Raw genomic sequence first — 7689 nt, 5'->3', positions numbered from 1 at the left:
AACGAACAAGACCTAATTTCGGTAGTTTAATTGTATTGCCGCTAATTGCAATGTTCCCATTCGTGTGTTTCGTTGTATAGGACTGTACTTTGTTCCTTTTGGATTTGAAGCGTGGTGCGTCATTCTGTTTCTCGAAAAAACGGTCAAACGCATCTGCAAGATTTCTAATAGATGATTGCATAGCAATACTATCTACTTCTTTTAACCAAGCAAGTTCTTTTTTCATTGCAGGAAGTTCAGCCGAACATATACCATATGTCAATCCTTGTCCTGTTTCTTTATAAGCGTGATTCCATTTTGTTAAAAAGTGATTAAATACAAATCGAGAACACCCAATTGTTTTATTGATTAAAATTGCTTGTTCTTCATTCGGATAGATACGAAATTTAAACGCTTTATTGATAATCATGACTTTCACCTCCCTTTCTGTTATGTTATACATATTTTATCAATCTCGATGCAATTTGTATATTATTAGGAGGTTTTTATAAAAAAGCAAGCGCTTTTAAAAAGGGAAGATGAATGCAAAGACCGAAAAGGTTTCGGTACTCGTACCCAAATTTTTTTCATTCATTACAAATAGCACTCGAACAGTCGGACAATCGAGATGGAAAAGAACCCATCCCTTGTCCGAAGCCAATTCATCTCCCACCTACTCACTGGGCTACACCATTCACGTTCCTTGAGAAAGGAGTATTCTTGGCTGAAATGATAAAAATTAAGACAAATATCATGTGGTTTTTACTCCATTTCATAAAAATAACAATCCCTCTCTAAAAAAATGAAAAATATTAATAATATTTTATTAAAAATTAGATAATAAACAAGCTAATATTCATTGCATGATTTATACATATGTCAATATTAACGGGCCGATTTACTCTTAACGGGGTAAAAGTCGGCTTTTTTTGTTTCAAAATGTGCTTAGCGTGGATTTTTTCCGAAATGCTGGCGGTACCCCATATAAAGGTAACTGTATCAATCCATTATACGAAACAGATGGCGAAGAAAAAGTTCTACGTTCAAAGAAGTATCTATGTTAGTGAAAATCAAAAAAGAAAGAACTGTTCCCTTAACAAAGAACAGTTCTTTCATCTTTCATCTATATATGTGGTGGTGCCTTCATTATCCATTACTTAAACACTTCCCTTCAATTTGCTTCTTTAAATCAACAACAAACTCCTCTATCTTCACTTCTTTTGAATCATTCTTTCCAAACCGTCTTACGTTAACAGCATCCTTTTTCATTTCGTTATCTCCTACAACAATAATGCATGGTACCTTTTTCATTTGTGCTTCTCGCATTTTGTAGCCAAGCTTTTCTTCGCGTAAATCAAGCTGAACGCGTATTCCTACTTCTTTTAACTGCTTTGTAATTTTTTGTACGTATTCTTTATGCGCCTCATTTGACACTGGAATTACTTTCACTTGCACTGGCGCTAACCATAGTGGGAATGAACCACCGAAGTGTTCAATTAAGATGCCAAGAAAACGATCGATAGAACCAAAGACAGCGCGGTGAATGACTACTGGGCGAACTTTTTGGTTTTTTTCATCAATATAATGTAAATCAAATTTTTCTGGCATTTGAAAATCTAATTGTACTGTTGCACATTGATGACTTCGTTTTAGTGCATCTTTAATATGGATATCAATTTTTGGTCCGTAAAATGCCCCGTCACCTTCGTTAATTTTGTATGAGTAACCAAGTTTCACTAATACATTTTTCAAAGCATCTTCAGCTTTATCCCAAAGTTCTTCACTTCCCATATAATCTTCTGGTCTTGTCGATAATTCAATGTCGTATTCAAAACCAAAAGTTTGATATACGTAATCAATGAGTTGTAGTGCTGAAGCAATTTCATCTTCAATTTGATTTGGTGTTACAAAAATATGAGCATCGTCTTGGCAAAATGTCCGAACTCTTAGGAGCCCGTTTAAAGCGCCGCTAAATTCATGACGATGAACTTGACCAAACTCAGCCATTCGAATTGGAAGATCACGATATGAATGTAACTTATCTTTAAAAATGAGCATATGCCCTGGGCAGTTCATTGGTTTTAAAGCGAAATGATGATGATCTACTTCAGAAAAGTACATGTTTTCTTTATAGTGATCCCAGTGTCCCGACTGTTCCCACATACGTTGGTTCATCATTATCGGTGTACGCACTTCTTGATAATCAAATGAGCTTTGTAATTGTCGTAAAAATGATTCTAATTCATTGCGAATGATTTGACCATTTGCAAGATAAAATGGCATTCCAGGTGCTTCTTCAGAAAACATAAATAGCTCTAATTCATTTCCTAATTTGCGATGATTTCTTTTTTGCGCTTCCTCGATGAAATGGAAGTACTCATCTAACTCCTTTTGTGAAGAAAAGGCAACACCATAAATGCGCTGAAGTACTTGATTATTGCTATCACCTCGCCAATATGCACCGGATACGTGAGTTAACTTAAATGATTTAATAAGCTTTGTTACTGGCAAATGTGGTCCGCGGCATAAATCAAAGAATTCGCCTTGTCTGTAAACAGACACCTCTTCCCCTTCAGGAATATTTGCTAATAATTCTAGTTTTAATGAATCGTGAGCGAAAAGTTTCTTTGCTTCATCACGTGATAATTCTTCACGCCTTACTTCAAGATTTTCAGCGATAATTTTTTTCATCTCTTCTTCAATTTTCTCTAAATCATGAATAGTAAGACTATCTTCTAAGTCAAAATCATAATAAAATCCATTTTCAACTACAGGACCTACTCCAAATTGAACATTACCATAAATACGTTTTACTGCTTGTGCTAATACGTGCGCAGCTGTATGTCTCATAATATTGAGGCCAGCTGAAGAATGTAAATCATATAATTCCACCTGAGCATCTTCTTTAATGCTCCGTCTCAAGTCATACAAGGATCCATTTACAATACCTGCTACAGATTTTTTTCGCAAACTTGGACTAATGGATTGTGCAACCTCCTCTAGTGACACACCTTGTGCATATTTCTTTTCATTTCCATTTGGGAATTTAATAATAACCTCTTGCCCATTCATAACTGAACACTCCTTTTTATCATTTTGAAAATAAAAAAACGCACGCATCCCTATAAAAGGGACGAGTGCGTTTGCATCGTGGTTCCACCCAATTTCCTATTACTTGTATAAAAGTAATAGCTTATGGTGCTGTAACGTAGCATCTACGGCATTGATTACTATCATTTCACCAACACAGCTCAAAGGCGGTAAACTTTCCTGCAGCGTTAGGAAGATCTCAGCATCCTTCCCTCTCTGTAAACCGGTAAGAAAAATTCATGTCCTTATCATCGCTTATTCTATTTCATTGCAAAATAAAAAACACACCCATCCCTATAAAAAAGGGACGAGCGTGTTTGATCTCGTGGTTCCACCCAAATTCCTATTACTTGTGTAAAAGCAATAGCTCATTGTGCTGTAACGTAGCGTCTACGGTATTGATTACTATTATTTCACCAATACAGCTCAAAGGCGGTAAATTTCTCTGCAGCGTTAGGAAGATCCCAGCACCCTTCCCTCTCTGTAAACCGGTAAGAAAAATTCATGTCCTTATCATCGCGTTTTTTGAATTTTTTATTAATATATATCATTATCTTATTTTGGTCAATATAAAATTGGTATTTTTTTCTTTTACCAATCAAACAACCAAATAAAGGGTTCCCATTAAATGCAAAGAATTACATATATATCGATTCTATTCATTCATATATTTCAGGAGGCTATTAATGAAAGTACAAGTATATGTTTTATCAGCGTTTATAGCTGGAAACAAAGGTGGAAATTTAGCAGGTGTTGTTTATCATGATACAACCTTATCTCATCATGATATGCAGTACATTGCAAATCGTTTAGGCTTTTCAGAAACTGCTTTTATTTATCCATCAACGGTCGCAGATTATCAAATTATTTTTTATACACCAACAACAGTCATTGATCTATGTGGCCATGCAACAATTGCATCTTTTTCGTTATTACAACGTTTAGGATATATTACATCTGGAAACTATACTGCCGAGACAAAAGGTGGCCTATTACATGTGGAAGTACAAAAGGACGGGAAAGTATTTTTGCAATATAATTCTCCGGAATTTTTAGAGTGTCTTCCTGGCGATGAAATTGCAGAAGCTTTGCAAATCCCAAAAAATTTTCTTGTAGATGAATTGCCACTTCAAGTTGTTTCAACAGGAATTCCAGATCTTATCGTACCGATTAAGACGTTGAAAGGATTGCAGGCTATCCAGCCTAATTTTGATAAAATCTCTACCTTATGTCAAAAGTATAACATTGTAAGTTTTCATCTATTTACCGAAGAAACATTAACTAATGTTACAGCACATTGTAGAAACTTTGCTCCTCTTTATGGCATTCCAGAAGAAAGTGCAACTGGTACATCTAACGCTTCTTTAGCTGGATATTTCATGAAATATCGTCCGAATAATATGAGTAGAGAAGGGATCCTTCATTTTGAACAAGGTTATGTTTTAAAGCAACCATCGGCAATTTTTGTACAAAATAAAGAGCTAACGAAAAAAAATCATACAATTTTTGTTGGTGGTGACGTTTTATACGTGAAAGAGAAATTTGTTGCGAAATAATATTCCGAAAAATCAAACGATAATTTCTCAAATTCCACCCTTTTTGTTTTATGTATAATCAAAATAATTACATACGGGGGTGGAATTGATGTTGTCTTATGAATCATATGGTTTTTCAAAAGAGATTAGAAAGAAATTGAAACCATTATATCAATCAAATAATTACAGAGCGATATTAGGACTGATGTATGATTACGTTGTTATCGCACTTGCGGTATTGTTAGGAAGTCGTTACCTCTTTTTATACCCACTTGCAGTATTAGTAATTGGTGCGAGACAAAGAGCTTTTGCAACGATTTTACATGATGCTTCACATTTATGCTTAACGAAAAACAAGAAACTAAATTATATATTAGGAACTTATTTTTCTGGCTATTTAATTGGTCAAGAATTTTACAACTACAAAGATTCACACGTAAAAGGACATCATACACATTTAGGAAACCCAGAAAAAGATCCTGATTATAAATACCATTTAGAAATTGGATTATACAAACTGAAAGACAAGAACCACTTCTTGTATAAATATGTATTAAAACCATTGTTTTTATTAAACATCTTAAGTTATGCATATTACATTTTTAAATATAGAATGCTTCAATACAAACAATATCCAAAGCAATATTTAGCAATGTCATGCTATTGGGTTGTTTTATTAGGTATTATTATTTATTTTGACATGTTTTCTATTTTCTTTTTCTTTTGGATTGTTCCGTATTTCACATCGTTTATGGTAATCGGTTGGTTTATTGAAATGGCCGAGCATTACCCATTAGTTTTTGAAAATAATAAAAGTATACAAATGACACGTAATCGATATAGTCATTGGTTAGAATCATTTTTCTTAAGTATTCATGCAGAAAATTACCATTTAACTCATCATTTACAATCTAGCATTCCCTATTGGAATATAGCAAAAGCTCATGAAATTATGCTAGAAGATGAAATGTATAGGAAAGTAAATTCAAAAATGGGAGGTGTATTTTTATCATCAAATGATAACCCACCTCTTATTAAAGATTTAATCCGAAATAACAAATTACCATTACAACAAAAAAAGGTGGCAAGAGTGTGAAGAAAAAATATTATATACTAGGAATCTTATTTGCAGTTGTAGCAGCGCTATTAAATGGTACTGTTGGGGTATTTAGTAAAGGGATTATGAGTAGTAATATGTCCCCTTCTGGTATTGCTTTTTACAAGTGTCTCATTGCATTTACATGTATCTCTCTCATTGCTGTATTTCATAAAAATACACGAGAACGTATTAAAGAGAATGCCCGTTATGTAAAACCGATCATGTTTTGTGCGTTCTTAGGAATCTTCATTCTATATTTCTTTGAGACGACAGGATATAAATATCAATCCGTTCCGCTTGTTGTTTTCATTTTACTCGGGTCTGCAACATTAACAACGTTCTTTGGAAGTATGTATTTTTTAGCTGAGAAAAAACAAATTCATCAATACATTGGATTACTTCTCTTATTTCTAGGTCTATTTTTCATGTTCTTTTACGGCGAAAGTGAAAGTGGCTCGTTATTTGGAATGATATGTGCTGCAATAGCAGGTATCGGATATGGGCTGTTCATGATTTTTACAAAAAGATATCAGTTAAAAGGCAGCCTCGGCTTAGTCTGGTATTTAATGCTATTTGGAAGTATTTACTTATTCATTCCTTTTGCGATTGAAGGATTAACGATACCAGCACCAGAATCTTATGGATCATTCATACTTCTTGCTATTCTTCCTACTATTGGAGGGTTCTATTGTACAACAGTAGCACTGAATTACATTGAAGCAAGTAAAGTACAATTTTTCGAACTTACAGAACCTGTATTTGCAACTGTATTTGCATTTGTATTTTTAAGAGAATTCATTTCTGGTGCAGAATGGATTGGTGCTTCTTTGATTTTAGTAGCCATTTATATATCAGAGTATGAAAGAAAACAAGTCAAGCAAGTAGAAGATGAAATTTCATATTAAACGAAAAACACCACCTAAAGCTGTATGTTTTGTAAATTTAGGTGGTGTTCTTCTTAATGTCTACACATTTCCGTATTCAAAACGTCTGCACTTTTATATTTGCATTATACTTGAATAATTCCTTCATGAAAGTTTCTTTATCTACAGGAGATACTGCAATTGTTTTACATTTCGAATAATTAATTTCTATTTTATCCATTGATAATGCAGGATCGATAAACGGATTTTTCACGTTCCGTATACTTTCAATTTCAGCGATAGCAACTTTCATTTGAAATGGCCCATAATCAATTTTAAGGACGTTATCTACTATTTTATAACCTGTTCGAAGCCAAATCCATGCCATAAAAATCGCTGCTGAAAATGGTATGAAAAATTTTATGACTTTAAAGTCTAAAAGGAAAATAGGCGGTAAAATACAAAGACAAATCATAATCAAAAAAACAGCCGTTATCCATAAATCTTTTTTTGTTTTAAAGTACATAATTATTCACCTTATTATTTAATTTTCCTCTGTTTGAATATCCCTAATACAATTGGAATACCTGTACCGGCAATCAATATAGGTAGAAACCATTTACCTAAACCCACTCCCCATCCTAAAGCAATGGAAACAGATTCAAATAAAATGACCGAAAAAATAATTAAACATACATTTTTTAATTGATTAATAACTTTCCGACTATGTAAATAAAACTGAGCTGCGTTTGTTTCATTAAATCGTTTTGGGTAATTATGCATTTCAGGTCTTTTTTCAAGCAGTTGCATTAACAAAATAATAAACAGACCTACTCCTGGCAAAATTAATAATTCCCATTTTGATCCCCAGCGATCTACTTCACCAGCAGCATTATAATGTGCAGGTACTTTTTCCGGTAGTTCATTCCAAATAACCATTAGAAAAATGATAGAACCAAAATACATTAAAAAACCAACTATATCCCAAATCCATTCGCTTTTTGTCTTAGGAATATTTAATGTTGGTCTGCTCCATGAATTGGACATATGTTTCACTCCTTTTATCTTACATTCACGAGCTGTAAACCTCCCACTTAATAGCCTTAGTGGGAGATTAAAGCCC

7 protein-coding genes and 2 other annotated features are annotated in these 7689 nt (G+C 33.6%); of the genes, 3 read left to right on the top strand and 4 right to left on the bottom strand.

The features are described from left to right. Together BAMA_RS09805 and thrS are read right to left on the bottom strand one after the other, a co-directional pair. A partial coding sequence (locus tag BAMA_RS09805; protein WP_034638614.1) for an RNA-guided endonuclease TnpB family protein occupies window positions 1–409 on the bottom strand: 409 nt, incomplete at its 3' end. 716 nt (window positions 410–1125) lie between these two features. Further along, a complete protein-coding gene (gene thrS / locus BAMA_RS09795) occupies window positions 1126–3051 on the bottom strand; it encodes a threonine--tRNA ligase (RefSeq protein ID WP_034638612.1) in 1926 nt (641 codons plus the stop codon). 54 nt (window positions 3052–3105) lie between these two features. Further along, window positions 3106–3330, bottom strand: a binding site (T-box leader). Between the two features lie 39 nt (window positions 3331–3369). Further along, window positions 3370–3595: a binding site (T-box leader), on the bottom strand. A 160-nt stretch (window positions 3596–3755) separates the two neighbouring features. On the opposite strand from thrS, the gene BAMA_RS09790 reads away from it, so the two are divergent. The 3 genes from BAMA_RS09790 (at window position 3756) to BAMA_RS09780 (ending at window position 6608) form a co-directional block, all read left to right on the top strand. After that, complete coding sequence (locus BAMA_RS09790) at window positions 3756–4625, top strand: PhzF family phenazine biosynthesis protein (RefSeq protein WP_034638611.1); 870 nt, start codon at window positions 3756–3758, stop codon at window positions 4623–4625. Between the two features lie 88 nt (window positions 4626–4713). Next, entirely contained in the window at window positions 4714–5700 is a 987-nt protein-coding gene (gene gntB / locus BAMA_RS09785; RefSeq protein ID WP_034638610.1) for a guanitoxin biosynthesis L-arginine gamma (S) hydroxylase, read from the top strand. Further along, a complete protein-coding gene (locus BAMA_RS09780) occupies window positions 5697–6608 on the top strand; it encodes a DMT family transporter (protein WP_051758915.1) in 912 nt (303 codons plus the stop codon). Before gntB ends, BAMA_RS09780 begins: the two co-directional genes overlap by 4 nt. Window positions 6609–6684: 76 nt before the next feature. Here the strand turns inward: BAMA_RS09780 and BAMA_RS09775 are convergent, their stop codons facing one another. Continuing rightward, window positions 6685–7092: a PH domain-containing protein gene (locus BAMA_RS09775; protein ID WP_034638609.1), complete on the bottom strand. Its 408-nt coding sequence runs from the start codon at window positions 7090–7092 to the stop codon at window positions 6685–6687. 14 nt (window positions 7093–7106) lie between these two features. After that, on the bottom strand, window positions 7107–7613 hold the full coding sequence (locus BAMA_RS09770) for a DUF1648 domain-containing protein (protein ID WP_034638607.1): 507 nt from the start codon (window positions 7611–7613) through the stop codon (window positions 7107–7109). Window positions 7614–7689 lie beyond the last annotated feature (76 nt).

It is taken from the genome of Bacillus manliponensis, from assembly GCF_000712595.1.
Classification (GTDB): Bacteria; Bacillota; Bacilli; order Bacillales; family Bacillaceae_G; genus Bacillus_A; species Bacillus_A manliponensis.
Note: the sequence above shows the minus strand (reverse complement) of the source record. Positions and strands in the feature narration are given on the sequence as shown.